This window comes from Pseudocitrobacter cyperus (assembly GCF_039889165.1).
In the GTDB taxonomy this organism is placed as follows: domain Bacteria; phylum Pseudomonadota; class Gammaproteobacteria; order Enterobacterales; family Enterobacteriaceae; genus Pseudocitrobacter; species Pseudocitrobacter cyperus.
Genome location: NZ_JAYMYY010000005.1, coordinates 344,797 through 371,729 on the forward strand (window position 1 = coordinate 344,797; position 26,933 = coordinate 371,729).

General features: G+C 54.3%; 16 protein-coding genes and 1 pseudogene. 14 read left to right on the top strand and 3 right to left on the bottom strand.

Annotated elements, in window-relative coordinates; all coding sequences use genetic code 11:
* Positions 1-102: 102 nt before the first annotated feature.
* From asd to VSR74_RS17520, 9 genes and pseudogenes are all read left to right on the top strand, one after another.
* Positions 103-1,209 (top strand): aspartate-semialdehyde dehydrogenase, encoded by a 1,107-nt coding sequence (gene asd / locus VSR74_RS17480; protein ID WP_347795888.1) that lies wholly within the window; start codon positions 103-105, stop codon positions 1,207-1,209.
* A gap of 259 nt (positions 1,210-1,468) precedes the next feature.
* Positions 1,469-3,655, top strand: a complete 2,187-nt coding sequence (gene glgB / locus VSR74_RS17485; RefSeq protein ID WP_347795889.1) for a 1,4-alpha-glucan branching enzyme — start codon at positions 1,469-1,471, stop codon at positions 3,653-3,655.
* Positions 3,652-5,628, top strand: a complete 1,977-nt coding sequence (gene glgX / locus VSR74_RS17490; RefSeq protein ID WP_347795890.1) for a glycogen debranching protein GlgX — start codon at positions 3,652-3,654, stop codon at positions 5,626-5,628. Before glgB ends, glgX begins: the two co-directional genes overlap by 4 nt.
* 55 nt (positions 5,629-5,683) lie before the next feature.
* On the top strand, positions 5,684-6,979 hold the full coding sequence (gene glgC, locus VSR74_RS17495; protein ID WP_347795891.1) for a glucose-1-phosphate adenylyltransferase: 1,296 nt from the start codon (positions 5,684-5,686) through the stop codon (positions 6,977-6,979).
* Complete coding sequence (glgA, locus tag VSR74_RS17500) at positions 6,979-8,412, top strand: glycogen synthase GlgA (protein WP_347795892.1); 1,434 nt, start codon at positions 6,979-6,981, stop codon at positions 8,410-8,412. Before glgC ends, glgA begins: the two co-directional genes overlap by 1 nt.
* 17 nt (positions 8,413-8,429) lie before the next feature.
* Positions 8,430-10,877 carry a glycogen phosphorylase gene (gene glgP, locus VSR74_RS17505; protein ID WP_347795893.1) on the top strand — a complete coding sequence of 816 codons (2,448 nt, stop codon included), beginning with the start codon at positions 8,430-8,432 and terminating at the stop codon, positions 10,875-10,877.
* Positions 10,878-11,070: 193 nt separating this feature from the next.
* Positions 11,071-12,075 (top strand): PstS family phosphate ABC transporter substrate-binding protein, encoded by a 1,005-nt coding sequence (locus VSR74_RS17510; protein ID WP_347795894.1) that lies wholly within the window; start codon positions 11,071-11,073, stop codon positions 12,073-12,075.
* Between the two features lie 923 nt (positions 12,076-12,998).
* A pseudogene (locus tag VSR74_RS23265) lies at positions 12,999-13,127 on the top strand (PstS family phosphate ABC transporter substrate-binding protein); the annotation flags it as partial.
* Between the two features lie 173 nt (positions 13,128-13,300).
* Positions 13,301-13,729: a hypothetical protein gene (locus VSR74_RS17520; RefSeq protein ID WP_347795896.1), complete on the top strand. Its 429-nt coding sequence runs from the start codon at positions 13,301-13,303 to the stop codon at positions 13,727-13,729.
* Between the two features lie 44 nt (positions 13,730-13,773).
* Here the strand turns inward: VSR74_RS17520 and glpD are convergent, their stop codons facing one another.
* Positions 13,774-15,279 (bottom strand): glycerol-3-phosphate dehydrogenase, encoded by a 1,506-nt coding sequence (glpD, locus tag VSR74_RS17525; protein ID WP_347795897.1) that lies wholly within the window; start codon positions 15,277-15,279, stop codon positions 13,774-13,776.
* Between the two features lie 201 nt (positions 15,280-15,480).
* Here glpD and glpE point away from each other — a divergent pair, with 201 nt between their 5' ends.
* Genes glpE through VSR74_RS17540 form a run of 3 tightly spaced genes read left to right on the top strand, consistent with a single transcriptional unit; the run spans position 15,481 to position 17,480 of the window.
* Entirely contained in the window at positions 15,481-15,810 is a 330-nt protein-coding gene (glpE, locus tag VSR74_RS17530) for a thiosulfate sulfurtransferase GlpE (protein ID WP_347795898.1), read from the top strand.
* A 56-nt stretch (positions 15,811-15,866) separates the two neighbouring features.
* The gene (gene glpG, locus VSR74_RS17535) at positions 15,867-16,697 is read left to right on the top strand and encodes a rhomboid family intramembrane serine protease GlpG (RefSeq protein ID WP_347795899.1); all 831 of its coding nucleotides are present in this window, start codon (positions 15,867-15,869) and stop codon (positions 16,695-16,697) included.
* 18 nt (positions 16,698-16,715) lie between these two features.
* Positions 16,716-17,480: a DeoR/GlpR family transcriptional regulator gene (locus VSR74_RS17540; RefSeq protein ID WP_347795900.1), complete on the top strand. Its 765-nt coding sequence runs from the start codon at positions 16,716-16,718 to the stop codon at positions 17,478-17,480.
* Between the two features lie 44 nt (positions 17,481-17,524).
* On the opposite strand, the gene VSR74_RS17545 is transcribed toward VSR74_RS17540, so the two are convergent.
* A complete protein-coding gene (locus tag VSR74_RS17545) occupies positions 17,525-18,883 on the bottom strand; it encodes a glycoside-pentoside-hexuronide (GPH):cation symporter (protein ID WP_347795901.1) in 1,359 nt (452 codons plus the stop codon).
* 144 nt (positions 18,884-19,027) lie between these two features.
* Entirely contained in the window at positions 19,028-21,733 is a 2,706-nt protein-coding gene (malT, locus tag VSR74_RS17550; RefSeq protein ID WP_347795902.1) for an HTH-type transcriptional regulator MalT, read from the bottom strand.
* 627 nt (positions 21,734-22,360) lie between these two features.
* Between malT and malP the strand changes: the two genes are divergently transcribed.
* Positions 22,361-24,751, top strand: coding sequence for a maltodextrin phosphorylase (gene malP, locus VSR74_RS17555; RefSeq protein ID WP_347795903.1), 2,391 nt, complete (start codon positions 22,361-22,363; stop codon positions 24,749-24,751).
* A gap of 10 nt (positions 24,752-24,761) precedes the next feature.
* Positions 24,762-26,843 (top strand): 4-alpha-glucanotransferase, encoded by a 2,082-nt coding sequence (gene malQ, locus VSR74_RS17560; protein ID WP_347795904.1) that lies wholly within the window; start codon positions 24,762-24,764, stop codon positions 26,841-26,843.
* Positions 26,844-26,933: the final 90 nt, after the last annotated feature.

Consider the following 26,933-nt stretch of genomic DNA (forward strand, 5'->3'; position numbering starts at 1 on the left):
ATTGATTAATTTCACTTGCGACTTTGGCTGCTTTTTGTAATGTGAGGGATGTCGCACCGGAACTGGTGGCATTCACAGCACATCTCTGCAGGAAAAAACGTTATGAAAAATGTTGGTTTTATCGGCTGGCGCGGTATGGTCGGCTCTGTACTCATGCAACGCATGGTTGAAGAGCGCGATTTCGACGCCATTCGCCCGGTCTTCTTCTCCACCTCCCAGCTTGGGCAGGCCGCGCCATCTTTTGGCACAACCAGCGGTGGTACGCTTCAGGATGCTTATGATCTTGACGCGCTGAAGGCTTTAGACATTATTGTCACCTGTCAGGGCGGCGATTATACCAACGAAATCTATCCAAAGCTTCGTGAAAGCGGTTGGCAGGGCTACTGGATTGACGCTGCCTCTTCGCTGCGCATGAAAGATGACGCCATTATCATTCTTGACCCGGTTAATCAGAAAGTCATCACCGATGGCCTGAATAAGGGTATCAAAACCTTTGTCGGCGGTAACTGTACCGTCAGCCTGATGCTGATGTCTCTCGGCGGTCTGTTTGCCAATGACCTGGTGGAGTGGGCATCTGTTGCGACTTATCAGGCGGCTTCCGGTGGTGGCGCACGTCATATGCGCGAACTGCTGACCCAGATGGGCCTGTTGCACAATCACGTCGCTGATGGCCTGGCGAACCCGGCTTCCGCTATTCTCGATATTGAACGCAAAGTTACCGCATTGACCCGTAGCGGCGATCTGCCGGTAGACAACTTTGGCGTACCGCTGGCCGGTGGCCTGATTCCGTGGATCGATAAACAGCTTGATAACGGCCAGAGCCGTGAAGAGTGGAAAGGCCAGGCCGAAACCAACAAAATTCTCGCCACCTCATCTGTCATTCCGGTGGATGGTTTGTGCGTGCGCATCGGCGCGCTGCGCTGCCACAGCCAGGCATTCACCCTGAAGCTGAAAAAAGACATTTCCATTGCGACCGTCGAAGAGTTGCTGGCTGCACACAACCCGTGGGCGAAAGTGATTCCGAACGAGCGCGAGATAACCATGCGTGAGCTGACCCCAGCGGCTGTGACGGGCACGCTGACTACGCCGGTCGGGCGCTTGCGTAAGCTGAATATGGGGCCGGAGTACCTCTCTGCCTTTACTGTCGGCGACCAGCTCCTGTGGGGGGCGGCGGAACCGCTACGCCGCATGCTGCGTCAGTTGGCTTAATATTCTCAGGGGGGCTTTATGTCCCCCTGTTTGTATCTGATAGGTTTTGCGTACTACAAGGAGTAAAACGCGTTGTTTCAATTATTCACAGAGGTTAAATAGAGCTTTGGCTATGCTGTAAGCAAGGTACAAATTTTGCAGCCTTGACTGAAGGTTGGATGGAGCAGAGAGGAAGCACATTGTGCTGCACCATTCAGGTCAAAAAATGTCGCCCAATGCACTGGAACGAGGCGACACACATACAACAGGATGATGAACCATGTCTGATCGTATTGATAGAGACGTGATTAACGCGCTGATTGCGGGCCATTTTGCGGATCCCTTTTCCGTTCTTGGTATGCACAGCACCGAATCCGGGCTGGAAGTCCGGGCACTGTTACCCGATGCCACCGATGTCTGGGTTATTGAACCCAAAACCGGGCGTAAGGTCGGTAAGCTCGAGTGCTTAGACTCGCGCGGTTTCTTTTGCGGCGTTCTGCCGCGTCGTAAAAATCCTTTTCGTTACCAACTGGCGGTCATCTGGCATGGCCAGCAAAATCTGATCGACGATCCGTATCGCTTCGGCCCGCTGCTGCAGGAGATGGATGCGTGGCTGTTGTCGGAAGGTACCCACTTGCGTCCCTATGAAACGCTGGGCGCGCATGCCGACACGATGGATGGCGTCACCGGGACGCGCTTCTCGGTGTGGGCGCCAAACGCGCGCCGCGTCTCCGTGGTGGGGCAGTTCAACTACTGGGATGGTCGCCGTCATCCGATGCGTCTGCGCAAAGAGTCGGGTATCTGGGAACTGTTTGTTCCAGGCGCTCATAACGGACAGCTCTACAAATTTGAGATGGTCGATGCGCACGGCAACCTGCGCATCAAAGCGGATCCTTACGCCTTCGAAGCCCAGATGCGTCCGGAAACGGCCTCGCTGATTTGCGGCCTGCCAGAGAAAGTCGTGCAGACGGAAGAGCGCAAAAAAGCGAATGACTTCGATAAACCTATCTCCATCTATGAAGTGCATCTCGGCTCCTGGCGTCGTCATACGGATAACAACTTCTGGTTGAGCTACCGCGAGCTGGCAGACCAGTTAGTGCCATACGCTAAATGGATGGGCTTCACGCATCTGGAATTGCTGCCGGTTAACGAGCATCCCTTCGACGGTAGCTGGGGTTATCAGCCAACCGGGCTTTACGCGCCAACCCGTCGTTTCGGCACACGCGAAGATTTCCGCTACTTCATTAATGCCGCGCACGCCGCCGGGCTGAATGTGATCCTCGACTGGGTGCCAGGACACTTCCCCTCTGATGATTTTGCGCTGGCAGAGTTCGACGGCACCAAACTCTACGAACATAATGACCCGCGTGAAGGCTACCATCAGGACTGGAATACCCTGATCTACAACTACGGCCGCCGGGAAGTCAGCAATTTCCTGGTGGGTAACGCTCTGTACTGGGTCGAACGCTTTGGTATCGATGCGCTGCGTGTGGATGCGGTAGCTTCCATGATCTACCGCGACTACAGCCGCAAAGAGGGAGAGTGGATCCCCAATGAATTTGGGGGGCGTGAAAATCTGGAGGCGATTGAATTTCTGCGCAATACCAACCGTGTGCTGGGAGAGCAAGTTCCCGGCGCAGTAAGTATGGCGGAGGAATCGACCGATTTTGCGGGGGTTTCGCGCCCGCAGGATTCCGGCGGCCTTGGGTTCTGGTACAAGTGGAATCTGGGCTGGATGCACGACACGCTCGACTACATGAAGCTTGACCCGGTACATCGCCAGTATCATCACGACAAAATGACCTTCGGGTTGCTTTACAACTACACGGAAAACTTCGTTCTGCCGCTGTCGCACGATGAAGTGGTTCACGGCAAGAAATCGATTCTCGACCGTATGCCGGGCGATGCGTGGCAGAAGTTTGCCAACCTGCGCGCATACTACGGCTGGCTGTTTGCATTCCCCGGCAAAAAGCTGCTGTTTATGGGTAATGAATTTGCCCAGGGGCGTGAGTGGAACCACGATGGCAGCCTCGACTGGCATCTGCTGGAAGGCGGCGACAACTGGCACCACGGCGTTCAGCGGCTGGTTCGTGACCTCAACCACACCTATCGCCACCACAAAGCGCTGCACGAGCTCGACTTTGACCCGTATGGATTCGAATGGCTGGTGGTGGACGATCACGAGCGTTCTGTCTTTATTTTTGTCCGTCGCGATAAGCAGGGTAATGAACTGATCGTCGCCAGTAACTTCACTCCGGTTCCGCGTCACGATTATCGCTTTGGCATTAACCAGCCGGGCCGCTGGCGTGAAGAGCTGAATACTGACTCCTCCCATTACCATGGTAGCAATGCCGGAAATGGCGGGGTGGTGCACAGTGACAATATCGCCAGCCACGGTCGTGAGCACTCCCTGAGCCTGACGCTGCCGCCATTGTCGACTATCTGGCTGGTTCGGGAGGGGGAATGACCGTTCTCGCAGCAGGAACACCTGCGCCGTTAGGCGCACGCTATGACGGTAAGGGCGTGAATTTCACGCTCTTCTCTGCCCATGCTGAACGGGTGGAACTCTGCGTATTTGACGCTCAGGGCAATGAGTCTCGCTACGACTTACCTGCGCGCAGCGGCGATATCTGGCACGGTTATCTGCCACAGGCGCGGCCAGGGTTGCGCTATGGCTATCGTGTTCATGGGCCGTGGGAACCCTCGCAAGGGCACCGGTTTAATCCGGCGAAACTGTTGCTCGATCCCTGCTGTCATCAGGTTGATGGCTGGCTCAAAGATGACCCGCGTCTGCACGGCGGCTACGATGCGCCAGACCACCGCGACAGCATGGAAATCGCGCCGAAATCGGTAGTGGTGGCGCTGGACTACCACTGGGAAGATGACGCCCCGCCGCGCACTGCGTGGGGGAAAACGGTGATTTACGAAGCGCACGTGAAGGGGCTGACTTATCGCCATCCGGGTATCCCGCAGGAGATCCGCGGCAGCTACAGAGCGCTTGCTCATCCGGTGATGATCGACTACTTCAAAACGCTGGGTATTACCGCGCTGGAATTAATGCCAGTGGCGCATTTTGCCAGCGAACCGCGTCTGCAACGCATGGGATTAAGCAACTATTGGGGCTACAACCCGATGGCGATGTTTGCCCTGGAATCGCGCTACGCCAGTTCGCCGGAACGTGCGCTGGATGAATTTCGCGATGCGATAAAAGCCCTGCATCGCGCCGGAATCGAAGTGATCCTCGACGTGGTGCTTAACCACAGCGCGGAGATAGACCTCGATGGCCCTACCTTCTCCCTGCGCGGAATCGACAACCGTAGCTATTATTGGATCAGGGAAGATGGCGATTACCACAACTGGACGGGGTGTGGAAACACGCTCAACCTCAGCCATCCCGGCGGCGTTGAGTACGCCCGCCAGTGCCTGCGTTTTTGGGTAGATGTCTGTCATGTGGATGGTTTCCGCTTTGATTTAGCATCAGTAATGGGGCGCACACCAGAGTTTCGTCAGGATGCGCCACTGTTTGAAGCCATTAAACGCGACCCGGTTTTGTCTGCAGTGAAGCTGATTGCTGAGCCGTGGGATATCGGGATGGGCGGTTATCAGGTCGGTAATTTCCCGCCGCTGTTTATGGAGTGGAACGATCATTTCCGCGATGCGATGCGCCGTTTCTGGTTGCAGGAAAATCTCTCGTTGGGCGAATTTGCTCAACGTTTTGCTGCTTCCAGCGATGTGTTTGCGCGAGAAGGTCGTAACCCGTCAGCGACGGTAAATCTGGTGACGGCGCACGATGGCTTCACGCTGCGAGACTGCGTTTGCTTCAATAATAAGCATAACGAAGCTAACGGTGAGGAAAATCGCGACGGTACTAGCAATAACCATAGCAATAATCATGGTATAGAAGGGTTAGGTGGTAACCTGGATATTGTGGAACGTCGTCGGGCGAGCCTGCATGCTTTGCTGACGACGCTTTTGCTCTCTCAGGGGACGCCGATGTTGCTGGCGGGTGACGAACACGGTCACAGCCAGCACGGTAATAACAACGCCTACTGCCAGGACAATCCGTTGACCTGGCTGGATTGGGAAAATGCCAATGCCGGGCTGACCGCATTTACCGCCGCGCTGATTCATCTGCGCCAGAAAATCCCTGCGTTAACGCAGGATGGCTGGTGGCAGGAGGGCGATGGTAGCGTGCAGTGGCTTAATCAGCATGCGCAACCGCTGCATCCTGATGAGTGGCAAAACGGCGCCAGGCGGATGCAAATCCTGCTTTCCCATCGCTGGCTTATTACGCTCAATGCGACGCACGACGTGGCTACACTCGTTTTACCTGAGGGGGAGTGGCGCGCTGTTCCCCCCTTCGCCGGAGAGGATAATCCGGTCGTCATGGCTGTCTGGCATGGGCCCGCGCACGGAGTGTGCGTATTTCAAAGGTCATAGGCTCTGAGGTATTCCGCGGATGGCGGATGCAGACGAGCAACAAAAGGAGTTAATCATGGTTAGGCTGGAAAAAAACGATCCCTTAATGCTGGCGCGCCAGTTGCCGAATAAAACGGTTGCGCTGATCCTCGCTGGCGGCCGCGGTACGCGTCTGAAAGACCTCACCATTAAGCGGGCGAAACCGGCGGTACACTTTGGCGGAAAATTCCGCATCATCGACTTTGCATTGTCGAACTGTATCAACTCAGGGATCCGTCGTATTGGCGTGATTACGCAGTATCAGTCCCACACGCTGGTACAGCATATCCAGCGTGGCTGGTCATTCTTCAGCGAAGAGATGAACGAATTTGTTGATCTGCTGCCCGCACAGCAGCGCGTACACGGCGAAAACTGGTATCGCGGCACGGCTGATGCGGTAACCCAGAACCTCGACATCATCAATCGCTATAAAGCGGAATATGTCGTTATCCTCGCGGGCGACCATATCTACAAACAAGATTACTCGCGCATGCTGATTGACCACGTCGAAAAAGGCGCGCGCTGCACCGTGGCGTGCATGCCGGTGCCCATTGAAGAGGCAACGGCGTTTGGCGTTATGGCCGTCGACGAAAGCGAGAAGATTATTGAGTTCGTCGAAAAACCGGCGAACCCGCCAGCGATGCCGAACGATCCGAATAAATCGCTCGCTAGTATGGGTATCTATGTCTTTGATGCAGATTATCTTTATGAACTGCTGAAAGAAGACGACCAGGATGAGAACTCCAGCCACGACTTTGGCAAAGACATCATCCCGAAAATCACCAAAGCTGGCATGGCTTATGCACATCCTTTCCCACTCTCCTGCGTACAGTCTGACCCAACAGCAGAACCGTACTGGCGCGATGTCGGAACCCTGGAGGCGTACTGGAAGGCGAACCTCGACCTGGCGTCCGTAACGCCGGAACTCGATATGTATGACCAGAACTGGCCGATTCGTACTCATATGGAATCTCTGCCGCCGGCGAAGTTTGTTCAGGACCGCTCCGGTAGCCACGGCATGACTCTGAACTCGCTGGTTTCCGGCGGCTGCATTATTTCAGGCTCGGTGGTGGTGCAATCGGTGTTGTTCCCGCGCGTGCGGGTAAATTCATTCTGTAATATTGATTCGGCAGTCTTATTACCGGACGTCTGGGTAGGGCGTTCGTGCCGCTTACGCCGTTGCGTTATCGACCGTGCCTGCGTCATCCCGGAAGGTATGGTGATTGGTGAAAATGCTGAAGATGATGCGCGTCGTTTTTACCGCTCGGAAGAGGGGATTGTACTGGTGACGCGTGACATGCTGCGCAAACTGCAGGTCAAACAGGAGCGATAATGCAGGTTTTACATGTTTGTTCAGAGATGTTCCCGTTACTGAAAACTGGCGGTCTGGCGGATGTTATCGGTGCCCTGCCCGCAGCGCAAATTGCCGAAGGTACTGATACGCGCGTACTGCTGCCTGGATTCCCGGACATCCGTCGGGGCATTACGGATGCGCAGGTGGTTACGCGCCGTGAAACGTTTGCCGGGCCGATTTCGCTACTGTTCGGTCACTTTAACGGTGTGGGAATTTACCTGATCGACGCCCCGCACTTATACGACCGCCCAGGGAGCCCGTATCACGACACCAATTTGCATGCCTATACCGATAACGTGCTGCGTTTTGCGCTGCTGGGCTGGGTGGGGTGTGAAATGGCCTGCGGGCTCGACCCATTCTGGCGCCCGGAAATTGTACACGCGCATGACTGGCATGCGGGCCTGGCACCGGCATACCTTGCGGCGCGCGGGCGTCCGGCTAAGTCAGTCTTTACGGTGCATAACCTGGCCTATCAGGGGATGTTCTACGCGCATCATATGAATGAGATCCAGTTGCCGTGGTCGTTCTACAACATGCACGGGCTGGAATTTAACGGCCAGATTTCATTCCTGAAAGCGGGGCTTTACTACGCCGATCACATCACGGCGGTGAGCCCTACCTACGCGCGCGAAATAACTGAGCCGCAGTTTGCCTACGGCATGGAAGGTTTGTTGCGCCAGCGTCATCAGGAAGGCCGCCTTTCCGGCATTCTCAATGGTGTGGATGACAAGGTATGGAGTCCAGAAAAGGACTTGCTACTGGCATCGCGCTATAACCGCGATACTCTTGAGGAGAAAGCGGAAAACAAACGCCAGCTACAAATTGCGATGGGGCTTAACGTCAATGACAAAGTTCCGCTATTTGCCGTCGTGAGCCGTTTAACCAGCCAGAAAGGGCTGGATCTGGTGCTGGAAGCGCTGCCGGGTTTACTGGAGCAGGGCGGTCAACTTGCGCTGCTGGGGGCCGGCGATCCGGTGCTCCAGGAAGGTTTCCTGGCGGCGGCGGCAGAACACCCTGGGCAGGTTGGCGTCCAGATCGGTTATCACGAGGCCTTCTCGCACCGCATCATGGGCGGCGCGGATGTCATCCTTGTACCGAGTCGCTTCGAGCCTTGCGGCTTAACGCAGCTCTACGGGCTGAAGTACGGCACACTGCCGCTTGTACGTCGTACCGGGGGCCTGGCGGATACCGTCTCTGACAGTTCACTGGAAAACCTGGCCGACGGTGTCGCCAGTGGTTTTGTCTTTGAAGACAGTAATGCCTGGTCGCTGCTAAGAGCCATCCGGCGTGCTTTCGTGTTGTGGTCTCGCCCATCGCTCTGGCGCTATGTACAGCGCCAGGCAATGAGCGTGGATTTTAGCTGGCAAGTCGCGGCGCACTCGTACCGCGAGCTTTATCAACGCTTGATGTAATCACAGGAACCATTTCTATGAATGCACCATTTACTTACGCATCACCGACTCTTAGCGTTGAGGCTCTCAAGCACTCTATTGCCTATAAGCTGATGTTCACGATTGGCAAGGATCCCGCTATCGCGAACAAACATGAGTGGTTGAACGCCACACTGTTTGCGGTTCGTGACCGTATGGTTGAGCGCTGGTTACGTTCTAACCGTGCGCAACTTTCTCAGGAAACACGGCAGGTTTATTACCTGTCGATGGAGTTTTTGATTGGCCGCACCCTTTCCAATGCGCTGTTATCCCTCGGCATCTATGAAGATGTTAAAAACGCGCTGGAAGGGATGGGGCTAGACCTCGAAGAGTTGATCGACGAAGAGAACGATCCAGGGCTTGGTAACGGCGGCTTAGGCCGACTGGCGGCCTGCTTCCTGGACTCCCTCGCCACCCTTGGCCTGCCGGGGCGCGGCTACGGTATTCGTTACGACTACGGCATGTTCCGCCAGAACATCGTCGAGGGTCGCCAGAAAGAGTCGCCGGATTACTGGCTGGAATACGGTAATCCGTGGGAGTTTGAACGCCACAATACGCGTTATAAAGTGCGCTTTGGCGGGCGTATCCAGCAGGAAGGCAAAAAGAGCCGCTGGGTTGAAACCGAAGAGATTATCGCCGAAGCCTACGACCAAATCATTCCGGGTTATGACACGGACGCGACCAACACGCTGCGCCTGTGGAGTGCCCAGGCGAGCAGCGAAATCAACCTTGGTAAATTTAACCAGGGTGACTACTTCGCCGCCGTGGAAGACAAGAACCACTCGGAAAACGTCTCGCGCGTACTTTACCCGGATGATTCCACCTATTCGGGGCGTGAACTACGTCTGCGTCAGGAGTATTTCCTCGTCTCCGCCACTGTGCAGGATATTTTGAGCCGCCATTACCAGTTGCATAAAACCTATGCCAATCTGGCGGACAAAATCGCTATTCACCTCAATGACACCCACCCGGTGCTGTCTATCCCTGAGCTAATGCGCCTGCTGATTGATGAGCACAAATTTAGCTGGGACGATGCCTTTGAAGTGACCTGCCAGGTCTTCTCTTACACCAACCACACGCTGATGAGCGAGGCGCTGGAAACCTGGCCGGTGGATATGCTGGGTAAAATTCTGCCGCGTCACCTGCAAATCATCTTTGAGATCAACGACTACTTCCTTAAGACCCTGCAAGAGCAGTATCCGCAGGATATGGGGTTACTGAGCCGCACCTCAATTATTGATGAATCTAACGGTCGCCGTGTACGCATGGCCTGGCTGGCAGTAGTGGCAAGCCACAAGGTGAACGGCGTGTCTGAACTGCACTCCAACTTGATGGTGCAATCGCTGTTTGCTGACTTTGCCAGCATCTTCCCGATGCGTTTTACCAACGTTACCAATGGCGTAACGCCGCGTCGCTGGCTGGCGCTGGCGAACCCATCATTGTCGGAGGTGCTGGATGAGAACATTGGCCGCACCTGGCGTACCGACCTCAGCCAGCTCAGCGAACTGGAGCAGCACATCGATTACCCGACGGTGAATCAGGCCGTGCATCATGCCAAACTGGAAAACAAAAAGCGGCTGGCGGCGGCGATTGCCCAACACCTCAACGTGGTGGTGAACCCGAATGCGCTGTTTGATGTACAAATCAAGCGTATCCACGAGTACAAGCGCCAGTTAATGAACGTGCTGCACGTCATCACCCGCTATAACCGCATCAAAGCTGACCCGACGGCGGACTGGGTGCCGCGTGTAAACATCTTTGCCGGTAAAGCGGCCTCGGCGTACTACATGGCGAAGCACATCATTCACCTGATCAACGACGTCGCTAATGTGATCAACAACGATCCGCAGATTGGCGATAAGCTGAAAGTCGTCTTTGTGCCGAACTACAGCGTAAGCCTGGCGCAGGTGATCATTCCAGCCGCCGATCTCTCCGAGCAGATCTCGCTGGCGGGGACGGAAGCTTCCGGCACCAGCAACATGAAGTTTGCCCTCAACGGCGCGCTGACCATCGGTACGCTGGACGGCGCCAATGTCGAGATGCAGGAGAAAGTGGGCGAAGACAACATCTTCATCTTCGGCAACACCGCTGAAGAAGTGGAAGAGCTACGTCGTAACGGTTACAAACCGCGTGATTACTACGAGCAGGATGAAGAGCTACATCAGGTGCTGACGCAAATCGGCAGTGGGTTGTTCAGCCCGCAAGAGCCAGGGCGTTATCGTGACCTGGTGGATTCACTGATCAACTTTGGCGACCACTACCAGGTGCTGGCGGACTACCGCAGCTATATCGACACCCAGGACAAGGTTGATGAGCTGTACCGCAGCCCGGAAGAGTGGACTACCAAAGCGATGCTTAACATCGCCAACATGGGCTACTTCTCCTCTGACCGCACGATTCAGGAATATGCTAAACACATCTGGCATATTGATCCGGTGAGGCTGTAATTCACTAAAAATGCGAAGGGGCCATAAGGCCCCTTTTTTTATAGGGATTTTTCAGAAAAGTGCGTGGGGGGTTGAGGTGTCTCAGTGATTTATAATTGCCCTGACGCAGGGAATTGCAGGGGCGGGTGATGAAAAACGCAAAGTCCGATCGAGTGGTTTTAGGCCCGCAGCGGCGGGTAAAGGAAGGGTAGAGATGAAGTTGCCGCTGAAACGCCGTAGTGCATCTCTGCTGGTCGCCCTCTCCCTGTTTGTTACCGCCGGATGTATCGATCGCGAAGGATACTATAACCGTGTCGCAGAAGACGATTCCCATGAATTGACCGGGACGCGGGAAGCGCCAACGTTGCGCTACAGCAACGACTGGCAAAAATGGCCGACAGTGTATGGTGCGACGGCGTTATATCCCTTATACGCTTCCGCTTATTATCAGTTAGTCCCCAAACCGCAAGAGCCTAACCATCGTGCGCCAGTGTGGGGGAAATATTACTTACATCAGACCCGCACACCAGAGGCCTATGACCATCTTATCAACGGCAATGCCGATATCATTTTTGTCGCCCAACCTTCTGAAGGGCAGAAAAAACGGGTGGCGGAATCGGGCGTTAAACTGATCTACACGCCTTTCGCTCGCGAAGCTTTTGTCTTTATCGTCAATATTAATAACCCGGTGAACTCTCTTACCACGCAGCAGGTACGGGATATTTTTAGCGGCAAAATTACCCACTGGAATCAGGTCGGCGGCAGCAATGAGCGTATTAAAGTCTGGCAGCGTCCGGAGGATTCCGGCAGTCAGAGCGTGATGACCGGGCTGGTGATGAAAGAGACACCGATGCTGCGGGCAAAAAAATCGACGGCTATCGATCTGATGGGAGGCCTGGTGAGTGAAGTGGCGGCCTACCAAAACGCACAATCATCCATCGGTTACACCTTCCGCTATTACGTCACGCGGATGAACGCGAATATGCTCAGAATGCGCAAGCAAATCAAACTGCTGGCCATTAACGGTATTGCGCCGACGGAGGAGAATATCGGCAACGGCACTTATCCCTATAGTGTGGATGCGTATATGGTGACTCGGGAAAACCCGACGCCGGAAACACAGCAGTTTGTGGCGTGGTTTTTAAGCCCGCAGGGGCAGCAACTGGTGCAGGATGTGGGGTATGTGCCGTTGAATAACGGCAAAGGAGTAGGGCAATGAAAGGAAATTCAAAATATATCATTACGACGTTATTCATGAGTTTTATTGTATTACCCCTGATAACGACGTTGGCCGTATTTATTCTCACATCAATTGTGCAGCAGTTTGAAATCACTATTTTTTCATTGATAATCACGATCATTATTGGTTCAGCACTCCCCTTTGCGTTGGGTTACGGCTGGCGACGTATCCTCAAACCCGCAGAAAATGAGACGTTGCGTTATGCCATTCTATCTTTGCCACTGTTTTACTACTCGCTGGTGTGGGTGATTGTGGCGACATTTAGTTATATGAATCTTGTTGATCCGCTGATTAAAATTCACTATTACCTGATTTTTATTTATTCAGGTTATCAATGGGTCTCTTTCTATCATGGGATATTGTATGGCGGTACCGCCATGGCACTCGCGACACAGCTACTCTTTGTGGTGGGTTATTACCTGGCTGAACGGCGAAAATATCCGGCTGTCCATTTAGCGACAGCGCAACGCAATATATTTCTTCCTGCTGCTGGCTGTCTGTTATTAGCCATTGCTCTGATGGTCGTCCGCCCTGCAAAAATTGCTGCACCCATAGCGGAACGCTCCGACAGTGAACAGATATTAACGGCGGCCTGGAAGGAGAAGCCGGATCTGAAAATTGAGCGCAACTGGCCGCGACTGGATGGCGAAGAGGGAAGCTGGCCGCTGTATGCCGCGGCATTTTATCGCTTGTATCGTGGGGTGCATGACGAGAGCGACTATCTGAACTGTCATGCTGAATGGGCATTGGAAGAGTTGTTAATGGGCACCAGCGATCTATTGATCTCTGATGTCGAACCCGCATGGGCGCAGGCACGGGCCAGGAAACGAGGGTTTGAGCTAAAGATAACGCCTGTTGCGCAGATGAAAGAGAGTACACAACCGTCTCAACCCGGCAGAACGCTTTATCTGGTTACCTGGGAAAACCCAACGCCGGAGACGCAAAAACTGGTGGCCTGGTTTTTAAGCCCGCAGGGGCAACAACTGGTGCAGGATGTGGGGTATGTGCCGATGCAGAAGGCATTGCCTTAAATAAGGATAACGAATGGGGCTCGTTGATACGCTTTTGCCCGGCTGGATGACGCTAATGTTTATGCGCCACGCTCGGGATAACAGAATGGCCAGGCTAAGTCCGGAATCGGATGCTTCACCCGGCTGCCGAAAGAGCACAATAGCAACGTAATCATCACATGGAGAAAGGAAGCATGAAAGTGAAAGTGACATTTGTGGCAGCCTTGTGCTGTGCACTGGCTGCCCCGGTGCTGGCAGATACCCTGCTTGACCAGAATGGAAATACGGTTGGGTCGGTTGTCAGCGATTCCAACGGCAGAAAAAGCTATCGGGATCGTAATGGCAACGATGTTGGCTCTTCCATAACGGACTCCAGAGGAAATACGACAATCAGAGATCGTAATGGCAATACCATGGGGAGTGCACAGACTGATTCAAGGGGAAATGTTTCCTTTCGCGACGCGAATGGCAATACCAAAGGAACGGCACAAACCGATTCGTCGGGCGTGACGACTTACCGTGATGCCAACGGCAATACGATAGGCACCTCCACGGTTGATTCTTCCGGTAGAAAAACCTTCAAAGACAGAAACGGTAATCAGGTTGCCAGCCTGACTAAATAAGCAGATGAGCGTGCCCGGAAGCGTCATCGCCTCCGGGCAACTGTTTACGACGCCAGCGACAGCCGCTGCTGCGTATGTTCGCCCAGCCACTGGCTTACGCGAGATTGCTGTTCCGCATTCAGCCACATGCCCTGTTTCGTTCTGCGCCACAGCGCATCGTCGGCGCGGCGCACCCATTCATGTTCAACCAGATAACGCAGTTCCGCTTCATAAAACTCATGGCCAAATTCTTCTCCTAAATCAGCCACGCTTTTCGCCTCGCCGAGCAGCAGTTCACTGTTGCTGCCGTAGGTGCGGGCAAAATGGCGCGCCAGCGATTCGCTGATAAACGGATAGCGACGGCGCAGGCTGGCGGCATAGTCGTCGCGGTCGCCGTGGATATCACCGCCGGGCAGCGTGGCGTTTTGGGTCCAGGCCGGGCCGATGTTTTTATAGTACGGCGCCAGTTTTTCCAGCGCATGTTCGGCAAGCTTACGATAGGTGGTGAGCTTACCGCCAAATACTGACAGCAGCGGTGCCTGGTTATCGACGTCGTGGACGTCCAGCGTATAGTCGCGGGTGATGGCCTGCGGTGAGTCGGATTCATCATCGCACAGCGGACGCACGCCGGAGTAAGTCCAGACAATATCATCGCGGCCAAGCTGTTTTTTGAAATGCGCGTTATAGACCTTCAGCAGATAGCTGATTTCCCCTTCGTCGATTTCGACATTTTTCGGGTCGCCGCGATACTCCTGGTCGGTGGTGCCAATAATTGAGAACTCATCCATCCAGGGGATCACGAACACAATACGTTTATCTTCGTTTTGCAGAATGTAAGCCTGTTTTTGCGTATGCACGCGCGGCACCACAATGTGGCTGCCTTTGATCAGGCGGATGCCGTAAGGCGAGGGCAGATGCATGCCGTCATCGAAGAACTGTTTCACCCACGGGCCGGTGGCGTTGACCAGGCCGCGCGCCTGCCAGGTGTATTTTTCCCCGGTATCGATATCTTCTGCTTCGACAATCCACAGGCCATTTTCGCGGCGCGCGGAGGTGGCGCGGGTTCGGGTCATCACTTCGCCGCCTTTACGTGTCACCATCTGAGCATTGGCCAGAACCAGACGCGCATCGTCCACCCAGCAGTCAGAATATTCGAATCCGCGCACGATTTCAGGTTTGAGAACCGATTCTGCGCCAAAACGCAAACTGGTTGATCCTGGCAGACTGGTGCGTTTTCCCAGGTGATCGTACATAAACAAACCAATGCGGATCATCCACGCCGGACGCAGATGCGGGCGATGAGGCAGACGAAAACGCATCGGGAAAGCGATGTGCGGGGCCATTTTTAGCAAGACTTCACGTTCAGCAAGCGCTTCGCTCACCAGACGAAATTCGTAGTGTTCAAGGTAGCGCAGGCCGCCATGGATAAGTTTAGAACTGGCGCTGGAGGTGGCGCATGCCAGATCCTGCGCTTCCAGCATCAAAACGGATAAACCGCGCCCGGCGGCATCCGCTGCGATCCCTGCGCCGTTGATCCCGCCACCTATCACAATCAGATCTTTGGTTTCCATGCTCGCTACCTCGTTCACTTTCGTTATAGCTCAATAATGCTCGATAACGAAAATAATAGCAAATAAACGCGCGTTCGGTAACATCAAAAAAACAATTTACAGTGATGTGTGTAACATATTAGCGTTTCACTGCCGTCAGGACGTACACTTGGCGGTAAAATGGCGTGAGCTCGCCCACCTGCAATAAAGAGAAGAGAAACCATGGAACAGTTTGAGTGTATCAACGTAGAAGAAGCGCACCAGAAGCTGCGACAGCAGAGCGCGGTGCTGGTGGATATCCGTGACCCGCAGAGTTTTGCTCTGGGCCACACCCCGGGCGCGTTTCATCTGACTAACGATACGCTGGGCGCGTTTATGCGCGATAACGATTTTGACACCCCGGTGATGGTGATGTGCTACCACGGCAACAGCAGTAAAGGCGCGGCCCAGTATCTGCTGCAACAGGGTTACGATAAAGTTTATAGCGTCGACGGCGGATTTGACGCCTGGCATCGTCATTTCCCGGCAGAGGTTGAGCACGTCGCGCTTTAGGCATTTGATTGCGATGTTATACTGTCCCCCTTTGTGTGGAATAAGCGACCCTCTGCATGTTGATGATTACCTCTTTTACTAACCCTCGCGTCGCTCAGGCATTTGTCGACTATATGGCGACGCAGGGCATTATTCTGACGATACAGCAACATACTCAGAGTGATGTCTGGCTGGCGGATGAAAGCCAGGCGGAGCGCGTACATGCGGAACTGGCGCGGTTCCTTGAGAATCCGGCAGACCCGCGCTATCTGGCGGCAAGCTGGCAATCGGGCCACACCAATAGCGGCCTGCATTATCGCCGTTTCCCGTTTCTGGAAACGCTGAAAGCGAATGCCGGGCCGGTCACGATGTCGGTGATGATTGCCTGTATTCTGGTATTCGTGCTGATGAATATTGTGGGCGATCAGGCAGTGATGCTGTGGCTCGCGTGGCCTTATGACAGCTCGGTAGAATTTGAAGGCTGGCGCTACTTCAGCCATGCGCTGATGCACTTCTCGGTGCTGCATATTCTGTTTAACCTGCTGTGGTGGTGGTATCTCGGCGGAGCGGTGGAGAAACGCATTGGCAGCGGTAAACTGGTGGTGATCACTGCCATCAGCGCGTTGTTAAGCGGATTCATTCAGCACCAGTTTAGCGGCCCATGGTTTGGCGGGCTGTCCGGCGTCGTGTACGCGTTGATGGGCTATGTCTGGCTACGCGGTGAGCGCGATCCGGATAGCGGAATTTACCTTCAGCGCGGGTTGATTATTTTTTCGTTGGTCTGGCTGGTTGCCGGTTGGTTTGATCTTTTTGGCATGTCGATTGCCAATGGCGCACATGTTACCGGCCTGGTGGTTGGTCTGGCGATGGCGTTTGTCGATACGCTAAATGCGCGAAAGCGCGCGTAATACTTTCAGGGACTCACCATGAAACAAACACAGCGTCATGATGCGATAATTGAACTGGTCAAATTGCAGGGTTATGTCAGTACCGAAGAGCTGGTGGAGCACTTTTCCGTTAGCCCACAAACCATTCGCCGTGATTTGAACGACCTGGCCGAGCAGAAGATGATCCTGCGTCATCACGGCGGCGCAGCCATGCCTTCCAGCTCGGTGAATGCCTCCTGGCACGATCGTAAATCGACGCAAACGGCAGAGAAAGAGCGCATCGCCCGTAAGGTTGCCAGCGAAATTCCCAATGGCTCTACCCTGTTTATCGATATCGGTACTACGCCGGAAGCGGTCGCTCACGCACTGCTTAACCACAGCGATCTGCGCATTGTCACCAACAACCTGAACGTGGCGAACACGCTGATGGTGAAAGAGGATTTCCGTATTATCCTCGCGGGTGGAGAGCTGCGCAGCCGCGACGGCGGCATCATCGGTGAGGCCACGCTCGATTTTATCTCCCAGTTCCGCCTCGATTTCGGCATTCTGGGCATCAGCGGTATCGATAGCGATGGCTCTTTACTGGAATTTGATTACCACGAAGTGCGCACTAAGCGGGCGATCATTGAGAACTCGCGTCATGTGATGCTGGTGGTCGATCATTCCAAGTTTGGCCGTAACGCGATGGTGAATATGGGCAGCATCAGCATGGTCGATGCGGTCTATACGGATACGTTACCGCCGGATGGGGTGATGAAAGTTATTACCGAGAACAATATCCAACTGGAGTTGTGCCGGGAGTAACGGTGGAGAGTGCCGGACAGGGCGTAGCCGCCATCCGGCATTCGTTACATCTGGAACTGACCCTTGCTAAGGTCTGCGACAATCGCGTTCATTCTCTCTTCCGTCAACTGATAGTAGCGAATGGCGATCGCCGTAATCAGGTAGAAAATAGCGGGCAGCACGGTGAAAAGAATCAGTACGCCGCGAATCGCTTCCGCGGATTGCTGTTCCACGCCCGCCTGGTAGCCATAAAATGCCAGCCCCCATCCAGTGAGTGCTCCCCCAATTGCCACCCCCAGTTTGATAATGAATATATTGGCCGCGACGTTCATTCCGGTGATACGACGCTGGGTTTTCCATTCGCCATAGTTGTTGGCATCGGTGATCATTGACCACTGTAATGGGGCGTTAATTCCCTGCAATACGTTCAGCACAATGTGTACGATAAATGCCGGCACCCAGTATTCACTCGGCAGAACAAGAAACAACAAGCCAATTAACGCACTCAGAACGTTTACCCATACGGAAGCGCGGATTTTACATACTTTTGAACCCAGTGGTTTTGCGATCAGACTACCCACCACTGCGGCTACCGTTGTTGCCAACATAAACATGGAAATAATACTGCTGCCCTGTTGAAGAATATATTGTACGAAATAAACCAGCAGGCTTCCGCGGACAACGACGCCACATAACATCGCAAGGTTATAGATGGAAAGAATGCACCACTGATCGTTTTTCACAAGAATTCGCACGTCGCGAAGAATATTCAGGTTTTCTTCTTTTACTGGCTCAATACGCTCTTTCGTGGTCGCAAAGCACACCAGAAACATCACGCAGCCGATGACGCCGAAAATGCCCATCGCCCACTGCATCCCGCTTGCCCGGTCTCCTGGCGCGAGGAAATCCGCCAGCGGAAGGATGAGTGCCGTGCCCATTGCGCCGCCGATAGGGGCAATGGCAAAACGCCAGGATTGCAGAGAGAGGTTTTCTGACGGGTCTGCGGTAATGGCCGCGCCCAGTGAGCAGTAAGGGATATTAATTGCGGTATACATCAACGTCATAAATATATAGGCGATGACCGCGTAAACAATTTTCCCTGTCTGTTCAAAGTCTGGTGTTGAATAAACCAGAATACAGCTTACGGCGAAAGGAACGCAGATAATTAACAACCAGGGTCGGAAACGCCCCCAGCGGCTTTTCGTTTGATCGGCAATCGCCCCCATGATTGGGTCGGTAATTGCATCGAGGACTCTGACCACCAGAAATAATGTCCCCATGACTGCCGGGGGTAAGCCATAAATATTGGTGTAGAAGTATGCCAGAATAGCCACGGAAGAATCGAAAACAATGTGGCTTGCGGCATCGCCCAATCCAAATCCAAATTTCTCTTTAGCGCTAATTTTTTCGGTTAATGCCGACATATATTCACCTTTTATAACCTGCCAACATGCGACATTAGTTATAAAAGGTGAACGGCAGAAGAAGTATTCTAATTTTTCACAATTGATTTATGTTTCTTCTCTAATGTGACCTGGCTATCTCTTCTGCAGCAAAAATTTAATAAATTAAACGCCGTAACCCATCATTTTCAGCAATTGTTGCGCGTGTTGTACTGCATCCTGACGATGGGCTACGCCCAGTTTCTGATACAGGTTGCGAATATGGGTCTTGATGGTGGTGGCGGCCACATCAAGCTCCCCGGCAATCTGCTCATTGCTGTAGCCTGAATAGATAAGCCCCAGCACCTGCCATTCACGCTGGGTGAGCGGGCTGGTGCGAATAAGCTCCGGCACTTCCGGGTGATTAAGCAGACGTTCGACGAAGTTTTCGTCAAAGTGCGCGAACTTATGCCGGTGATGCTGGTTTATTTCGCGCAGAATGCGTTGCGCACGGTGTTGATCGAGCTCCGGCAAGGTGTTGAGCTGAATTAACTGGCGCAACTGCTGCGCCATGGCTTCGCCTTCAATCACGAAGTGGCTAACAAAACCGGTGCGATTCGCCAGGGTCAGCGCTTCCAGCAGCGTGCGCTGGGCTTCATTCTTGCGTCCGGCCTGCCAGTAAAGTTGGTTCAGCAACAGCAGATTACGGTTGAGATCGCTCATCAGACGCAGCGAACGCGCATTTTCGTTCAACTCTTCCAGCACCATCTCTGCGGCATCAAACTCGCCAAGCAGGATCTGTACACGGGCGATGTTGCGCCACTGGCTTTGCAGGAAGTGGTTGTTGGCAAACGCCGGTTTTGGCGTATGGCGCAGCCAGTTGGCGGCGGATTTTTTGTCGCCGACCATTTGCCAGTAAATCACCCGCACTTTATCGGCGTTAGAGACCCAGTCGCTGTGGTACGGGCCATTGCCGAGTAAATTTTCCAGACGGTTCAGGTGGCTGCGGGCATTGTCGAGGTCGCCGCGCGCCAGCGAGCACTGCACCAGTAATGCCAGACACTGAAGTTGCTGTTGCGGCTGGTAATTCACCAGCACATCCATGCCGGTGCGGGCAGAGGCTTCCGCTTCATCGAGACGCGCCCACGCCCACAGTAACTGCGCGCGAATGCGCAGCAGGAACTCGTGCATGGGAAGTTGTTCCAGATGCTGATCGCGGATGAGCTGGAACGCCTTTTCCTGGCACTCCCAGGCCGCCTGTAAAAAGCCCTGGGCAAACAAAATTTCACTTTGTTGGATCAAGCTCCACAGGGCGTAATGCCAGACATCATGACGGCGCGCCATCTGCTCCGTCTGCTGCATAACGGAGAGCGACTGCCCCAGTTGCCCTTTGCAGTGCAGTACTTCGCCATGCACCGAGGTCGCCACGATGCGGCTGTAGAAGCTGGCCAGCGGCAGTTCATCCAGCGCAACCATCGCCAGACGTTCCGCTTCTTCCGGGTCGCCATCGTTAATGGCGACCTGTGCGCGCAGGGCGTTGAAATCGCCATGCAGAGCTTTGTCCATTTCGAAGTCCATCTCCTGCTCAGCACGCGCCAGCAGGGTGTTCACTTCGCTATAGCGGTGCTGGCTCTGCATCAGCCACGCCTGTAACAGCACCAGGCGAGGATTTTCCAGCAGGCTTTCCCATGGCAGAGCGGAGAGGGATTCTTCCAGTAGCGCCAGTTCACTGTGATGGAACAGGCCCCAGGCGTGATTCAACAGAATATCACGCAGCATTTTCGGGTCGCCCGCGGCAAGGGCGTGGTGAATCGCCTCGCTCGGGAAGCCTTGCGCCATCCAGCTTTCAGCGGCGGCGCGGTGAATATCGGGTAACTCTGTCGCCAGTTCCCACTGACAGCGCTGGCGCAGGAAGCTACAGAACAGCGGGTGATAGTTAAACCATTCGCCCGAGTCATCCATACGCTGCAGGAATAACCCCTGACGTTCAATCTCTTCCAGCCGCATCTGGCCGTTTTCTTCGCCGGTGACGCGCACAATCAAAGCGTCGTTCATTGAGCGCAGCAGCGAGCTTTTTAGCAGGAAGTTACGCGTCGCGGGCTCGACGTTATCCAGCACTTCATCGACCAGGTAATCGGAAAGATGGCTGGCGTTAATGCCGGAAAGACGGCGGGCGGAGTGTTGGGTGGCGTTATTGCGCTGACGTGCCGACAGGGCGATTAACTGTAGCGCCGTTGCCCAACCGGCCACGTCGTCGCACAGACGGCCGCTTTCAGCCAGCTCAATAGGCGAGGTGAGGCGGCAGTCGAAGAATTGTTTGGTTTCGCAATGGTTAAAGGCCAGTTGCTGACTGCCGATTTCCAGCAGTTGATCGCGCACGCGCAGGTTGGCGATACCCAACTGCGGCAGGTTGCGTGAAAGTACGACCAGCGTCAGGTTTTCCGGCTGATGACGCAGGAAAAAACGCATGGCATCGTGGATCACCGGATTGGTGATCAGATGATAATCGTCAATCACCAGATACAGCGGTTTCTGCCATTCGCTCAGTTCCACAAAAAGCTGAGAGAACAGCGATGACAGGCTCGCATACTGGCGTTTTTGCACCATGTTTTCACTGGCGCTGCAATGGCCGCCCGTCGCCTGCTGAATGGCGGCGATAAGGTAGCTGGCGAACCGTTCCTGCTGGTTATCCCCCTCATCAAGGGAGTACCAACCCAGTTCGTTTTTTCCCGCCGCCCACTGTGAAATGAGCGTCGTCTTGCCATAACCTGCAGGGCTGGTGATCAGCGCCAGACGATAATTGTTCGCGCCTGAAAGCTTCGCCAGCAGCCGTTCCCGAATCACTGTGTGTTCAAGACGGACGGGTCGACTTAATTTTGACGGAATCAACATAGCAATCACTTCACTGTGAGGAGAGAAAAATATTTTTTTTAGGGCTCGTAATTAATCAATACAAAGGTCGGCCAAATGACAATTTATTGCAAGTTATGTCCGGTTTTGATGTCTGCGAATTTGCACTCTGTCACAATTCTACTTATTCCCACATTTAATGAACGGAGACCGGTTACAGGGCGCGTGGTGCCTGAGTTTGTCAGTATGAGTAAAACACCTAAAAGGAATTGAAAAGCATCCGGTTAATAAAACCGCTACTAATAATATTATCCGCTGGGTTATTTGCCTTATGAATCATCTTATTTCAGTAACTGATTATTTCATAATGGCAACTATTTCCTTGCGTGCATAATTGATTAAAAAACACCATTTCATTTTTATGACATACCGCGCGGATATCTTTGCTCTGATGTCTGAAACTGCCGCCTGGCAGAAAGGATTGCCGCCTGTTGCTGTGCAAAAAATGTCCATGCCGGGGATTAATAATTCGCGTAATAGTGTCTGCGATCACACTTTTCGCTCATCCCTGCGACTCCTCCCCGCCTAATCCGGGACGGGAGGAGGAAGTCACACAGTCAGCCAGGCAAACTATCATTAACGTTTATGCAAAAAGGACTCTAATTCCCTATGTCACAGCCAACCTTCAATAAAGAACTGTTTCAGGCTGCCCTGACGCGTCAGTGGCAACGATTTGGTTTACAGGCTGCTTCTGAGATGACCTCTCACCAGTGGTGGCAGGCTGTGAGCGGCGCTCTGGCAGAAATGCTGTCCGCTCAACCCATAGCGAAACCGGCGAAGGATCAACGCCATGTGAACTACATCTCCATGGAGTTTCTGATTGGTCGTCTTACCGGCAATAACCTGTTGAATCTGGGCTGGTACGAAGGCGTCAGCGATGCGCTGAAGCCGTTCGATATTCATCTCACCGATCTGCTGGAAGAGGAAACAGACCCGGCGCTGGGCAACGGTGGCCTGGGGCGTCTGGCAGCCTGCTTCCTCGACTCGATGGCAACTGTCGGCCAGTCGGCGACGGGCTATGGCCTGAACTATCAATATGGTCTGTTCCGCCAGTCTTTCGAAGACGGTCAGCAGATGGAAGCGCCGGATGACTGGCAGCGCGGTAGCTATCCATGGTTCCGCCACAACGCCGCGCTGGACGTGCTGGTTGGCATTGGCGGTAAAGTCAGCAAAGAGGGCCACTGGACGCCGGCATTCGAAATTACCGGTGAAGCCTGGGATTTGCCGGTGCTCGGCTACCGTAACGGTGTCGCACAGCCGCTGCGTCTGTGGCAGGCGAAACATGCGCATCCGTTTAACCTGACTAAATTCAACGACGGTGACTTCCTGCGCGCAGAGCAGCAGGGCATCGACGCGGAAAAACTGACAAAAGTGCTCTACCCTAACGACAACCATACGGCGGGTAAGAAACTGCGTCTGATGCAGCAATACTTCCAGTGCGCCTGTTCGGTGGCGGATATTCTGCGTCGCCATCACCTTGCGGGACGTAAGCTACACGAACTGGCTAACTTCGAAGTCATTCAGCTCAACGATACCCACCCGACCATCGCGATTCCTGAACTGCTGCGAGTACTGCTCGATGAACACCAACTGAGCTGGGACGATGCCTGGGCTATCACCAGCAAAACCTTCGCCTACACCAACCACACGCTGATGCCGGAAGCGCTCGAGTGCTGGGACGAAAAACTGATTAAAGCGCTGCTGCCGCGCCATATGCAGATCATTAACGAAATCAATGCCCGCTTTAAGAAGCTGGTTGATAAAACCTGGCCGGGCGACAAAGCCGTCTGGGCAAAACTGGCGGTGGTGCACGACAAGCAGGTACGCATGGCGAACATGTGCGTGGTCAGCGGCTTTGCGGTGAACGGCGTGGCCGCGCTGCACTCCGACCTGGTGGTGAAAGATCTGTTCCCGGAATATCACCAACTGTGGCCGAACAAATTCCACAACGTCACCAACGGCATTACGCCGCGTCGCTGGATCAAGCAGTGCAACCCGGCACTGGCTGCGTTGCTCGATAAGTCGCTGAAGAAAGAGTGGGCCAACGATCTCGACCAGTTGATCAACCTTGAGAAATTCGCTGATGACGCGAAATTCCGCCAGACCTACCGCGACATCAAGCAGGCCAACAAAGAGCGGCTGGCTGAGTTCGTGAAAGCGCGTACCGGCATTGAAATCAATACCCAGGCGATTTTTGATATTCAGATCAAACGCCTGCATGAGTACAAACGTCAGCACCTGAACCTGTTGCACATTCTGGCGCTGTATAAAGAGATCCGCGAGAACCCGCAGGCAGACCGCGTACCGCGCGTATTCCTGTTTGGTGCGAAAGCAGCGCCGGGCTACTACCTGGCGAAGAACATCATTTTCGCGATTAACAAGGTGGCAGAAGCCGTCAACAACGATCCGAAAGTGGGCGACAAGCTGAAAGTGGTTTTCCTGCCGGATTACTGTGTTTCGGCGGCGGAAAAACTGATCCCGGCGGCGGACGTCTCCGAACAGATCTCTACCGCAGGCAAAGAAGCGTCTGGTACCGGCAACATGAAGCTGGCGCTGAACGGTGCGTTGACCGTCGGTACGCTGGACGGTGCGAACGTGGAAATCGCGGAAGTGGTCGGCGATGAAAACATCTTCATCTTCGGTAACACCGTTGAACAGGTGAAGGCGCTGAAGGCCAAAGGCTACGATCCGCTGAAATGGCGTAAGAAAGACAAACTGCTGGACGCGGTGCTGAAAGAGCTGGAGAGCGGTAAGTACAGCGATGGTGACAAACACGCGTTCGACCAGATGCTGCACAGCCTGCTGAAGGGTGGCGACCCGTACCTGGTACTGGCCGATTTTGAAGCCTACGTGGCAGCGCAGAAACAGGTCGATGAGCTTTATCGTGACCAGGAAGCCTGGACGCGCGCCGCTATCCTGAACACTGCGCGCTGCGGCATGTTTAGCTCCGATCGCTCCATTCGCGATTATCAGAAACGTATCTGGCAGGCAAAACGCTAAGGACAGGCCTATGGAAGGCAAACGCCTCGACAATGCCGCGCTGGCGGCGGGGATCAGCCCCAACTATATCAATGCGCACGGTAAACCGCAGTCTATCGGTGCTGACACCAAACGGCGTTTGCTGGACGCGATGCACGCTACCGCCACGAAAGTGGCGGTGACGCCAGTCCCGAACGTTATGGTCTGGACGCACGGCAAAAAAATGGCTCTGACCGTGGAAGGTAGCGGTGAATTTCACTGGCTGCTGACCACTGAAGAGGGCAAGCAGTATCAGGGCGAAGCGACGGGTGGGAAAAGCCTGGCGCTGCCCGCGCGTCTGCCTGAGGGTTATCACTCCCTCACGCTGACCCAGTCTGATGAGCGCTGGCACTGCCGGGTGATTGTTGCACCTGAGCGCTGCTATGAACCGCTGGCGCTGAAAGAAAAAGAGAAACTGTGGGGGGCCTGCGTACAGCTCTATACCCTGCGTTCGGAAAAAAACTGGGGGATTGGCGACTTTGGCGATCTGAAAGCGATGCTGCCGGAAATCGCTAAACGCGGTGGGGCGTTTATCGGCCTCAACCCGATCCACGCGCTCTATCCGGCGAACCCGGAAAGCGCCAGCCCGTATAGTCCCTCTTCACGTCGTTGGCTGAACGTGATTTATATCGACGTCAATGCGGTGGAGGATTTTCACCTCAGCACTGAAGCACAGAGCTGGTGGAAAAAACCGGCGACACAAAAAGCGCTGCAAGCCGCCTGTGAGGTGGAGTGGGTCGATTATACGGCAGTAACAGAACTGAAAATGACCGCGTTGCGCATGGCGTGGAAAGGTTTTGCCAAACGTGACGATGCGCAGATGACCCAGTTCCGCAATTTTGTGGAACGTGAAGGTGAAAGCCTTTACTGGCAGGCGGCGTATGACGCGCTGCATGCAAGCCAGGTGAAAATCGACAAATTGCGCTGGGGCTGGCCTGCGTGGCCGGAAGCCTATCAGGATGTTGAGAGCCCGGAAGTCCGTGCCTTTTGCGAACAGCATGCCGATGAGGTGGATTTCTATCTCTGGCTGCAATGGCTGGCGTACACCCAGTTCGCGGCCTGTTGGCAGGAGAGCCAGCGTTATGACATGCCGATTGGCCTTTATCGCGACCTCGCCGTGGGCGTGGCGGAAGGCGGCGCGGAAACCTGGTGTGACCGTGAGCTTTACTGCCTGAAAGCGTCAGTGGGCGCACCGCCGGATATTCTCGGGCCGCTGGGGCAAAACTGGGGTCTGCCGCCGATGGATCCCCATATCATTACCGCGCGTGCCTACGAGCCGTTTATCGACCTGCTGCGCGCGAACATGAAAAACTGCGGCGCACTGCGTATCGACCATGTGATGTCCGTGCTGCGTCTGTGGTGGATCCCCTATGGTGAAACGGCGGATCACGGCGCCTACGTCCATTATCCCGTCGACGATCTGCTATCGATTCTGGCACTGGAGAGCAAGCGCCACCACTGTATGGTGATTGGCGAGGATCTCGGCACGGTACCGGTGGAGATTGTCGGCAAACTGCGCAAGAGCGGAGTTTACTCATACAAAGTGCTCTACTTCGAAAACGACAGCGACAAAACCTTCCGCGCGCCGAAAGCGTATCCGGAGCAATCCATGGCCGTCGCCACGACGCATGACCTGCCGACGCTGCGCGGTTATTGGGAAAGCGGCGACCTGACACTTGGACGTGCATTGGGTCTCTATCCTGACGAAGTGGTGCTGCGCGGTTTGTATCAGGATCGCGAACTGGCGAAGCAGGGCTTGCTGGATGCGCTGCACAAATATGGCGTGTTGCCAAAACGTGCCGGGCATAAGGCCAGCTTAATGAGCATGACCGACACGCTCAATCGCGGTATGCAGCGTTATATCGCTGACAGCAACAGTGCGCTGCTGGGCCTACAGCCGGAAGACTGGCTGAATATGGAAGAGCCGGTCAATATTCCCGGTACCAGCGATCAGTACAAAAACTGGCGGCGCAAGCTGGCAACCAATCTTGAGCAGATGTTTGCCGATGAACGGGTGAATAAGCTGATTAAGGATCTGGACAAGCGGCGGAAAGCGGCAGGTAAGAAGAAGTAAAAGCGAATCAAAATATTCCCCTCACCCCGGCCCTCTCCCTTAGGGAGAGGGTGAAAACCGTATATACCTACCATTGGCACAATCGGTTCC

Bases quoted from the DNA above. Each gene is read 5' to 3' on its own strand.
- VSR74_RS17520 (WP_347795896.1), top strand. From the start codon at position 13,301: ATGAAAGTGAAAGTGACATTTGTGGCAGCCTTGTGCTGTGCACTGGCT.
- malP (WP_347795903.1), top strand. From the start codon at position 22,361: ATGTCACAGCCAACCTTCAATAAAGAACTGTTTCAGGCTGCCCTGACG.
- asd (WP_347795888.1), top strand. From the start codon at position 103: ATGAAAAATGTTGGTTTTATCGGCTGGCGCGGTATGGTCGGCTCTGTA.
- glpE (WP_347795898.1), top strand. From the start codon at position 15,481: ATGGAACAGTTTGAGTGTATCAACGTAGAAGAAGCGCACCAGAAGCTG.
- glgC (WP_347795891.1), top strand. From the start codon at position 5,684: ATGGTTAGGCTGGAAAAAAACGATCCCTTAATGCTGGCGCGCCAGTTG.
- glgB (WP_347795889.1), top strand. From the start codon at position 1,469: ATGTCTGATCGTATTGATAGAGACGTGATTAACGCGCTGATTGCGGGC.
- VSR74_RS17540 (WP_347795900.1), top strand. From the start codon at position 16,716: ATGAAACAAACACAGCGTCATGATGCGATAATTGAACTGGTCAAATTG.
- malT (WP_347795902.1), bottom strand. From the start codon at position 21,733: ATGTTGATTCCGTCAAAATTAAGTCGACCCGTCCGTCTTGAACACACA.
- glgX (WP_347795890.1), top strand. From the start codon at position 3,652: ATGACCGTTCTCGCAGCAGGAACACCTGCGCCGTTAGGCGCACGCTAT.
- malQ (WP_347795904.1), top strand. From the start codon at position 24,762: ATGGAAGGCAAACGCCTCGACAATGCCGCGCTGGCGGCGGGGATCAGC.
- glpG (WP_347795899.1), top strand. From the start codon at position 15,867: ATGTTGATGATTACCTCTTTTACTAACCCTCGCGTCGCTCAGGCATTT.
- glgP (WP_347795893.1), top strand. From the start codon at position 8,430: ATGAATGCACCATTTACTTACGCATCACCGACTCTTAGCGTTGAGGCT.
- VSR74_RS17545 (WP_347795901.1), bottom strand. From the start codon at position 18,883: ATGTCGGCATTAACCGAAAAAATTAGCGCTAAAGAGAAATTTGGATTT.
- glgA (WP_347795892.1), top strand. From the start codon at position 6,979: ATGCAGGTTTTACATGTTTGTTCAGAGATGTTCCCGTTACTGAAAACT.
- glpD (WP_347795897.1), bottom strand. From the start codon at position 15,279: ATGGAAACCAAAGATCTGATTGTGATAGGTGGCGGGATCAACGGCGCA.
- VSR74_RS17510 (WP_347795894.1), top strand. From the start codon at position 11,071: ATGAAGTTGCCGCTGAAACGCCGTAGTGCATCTCTGCTGGTCGCCCTC.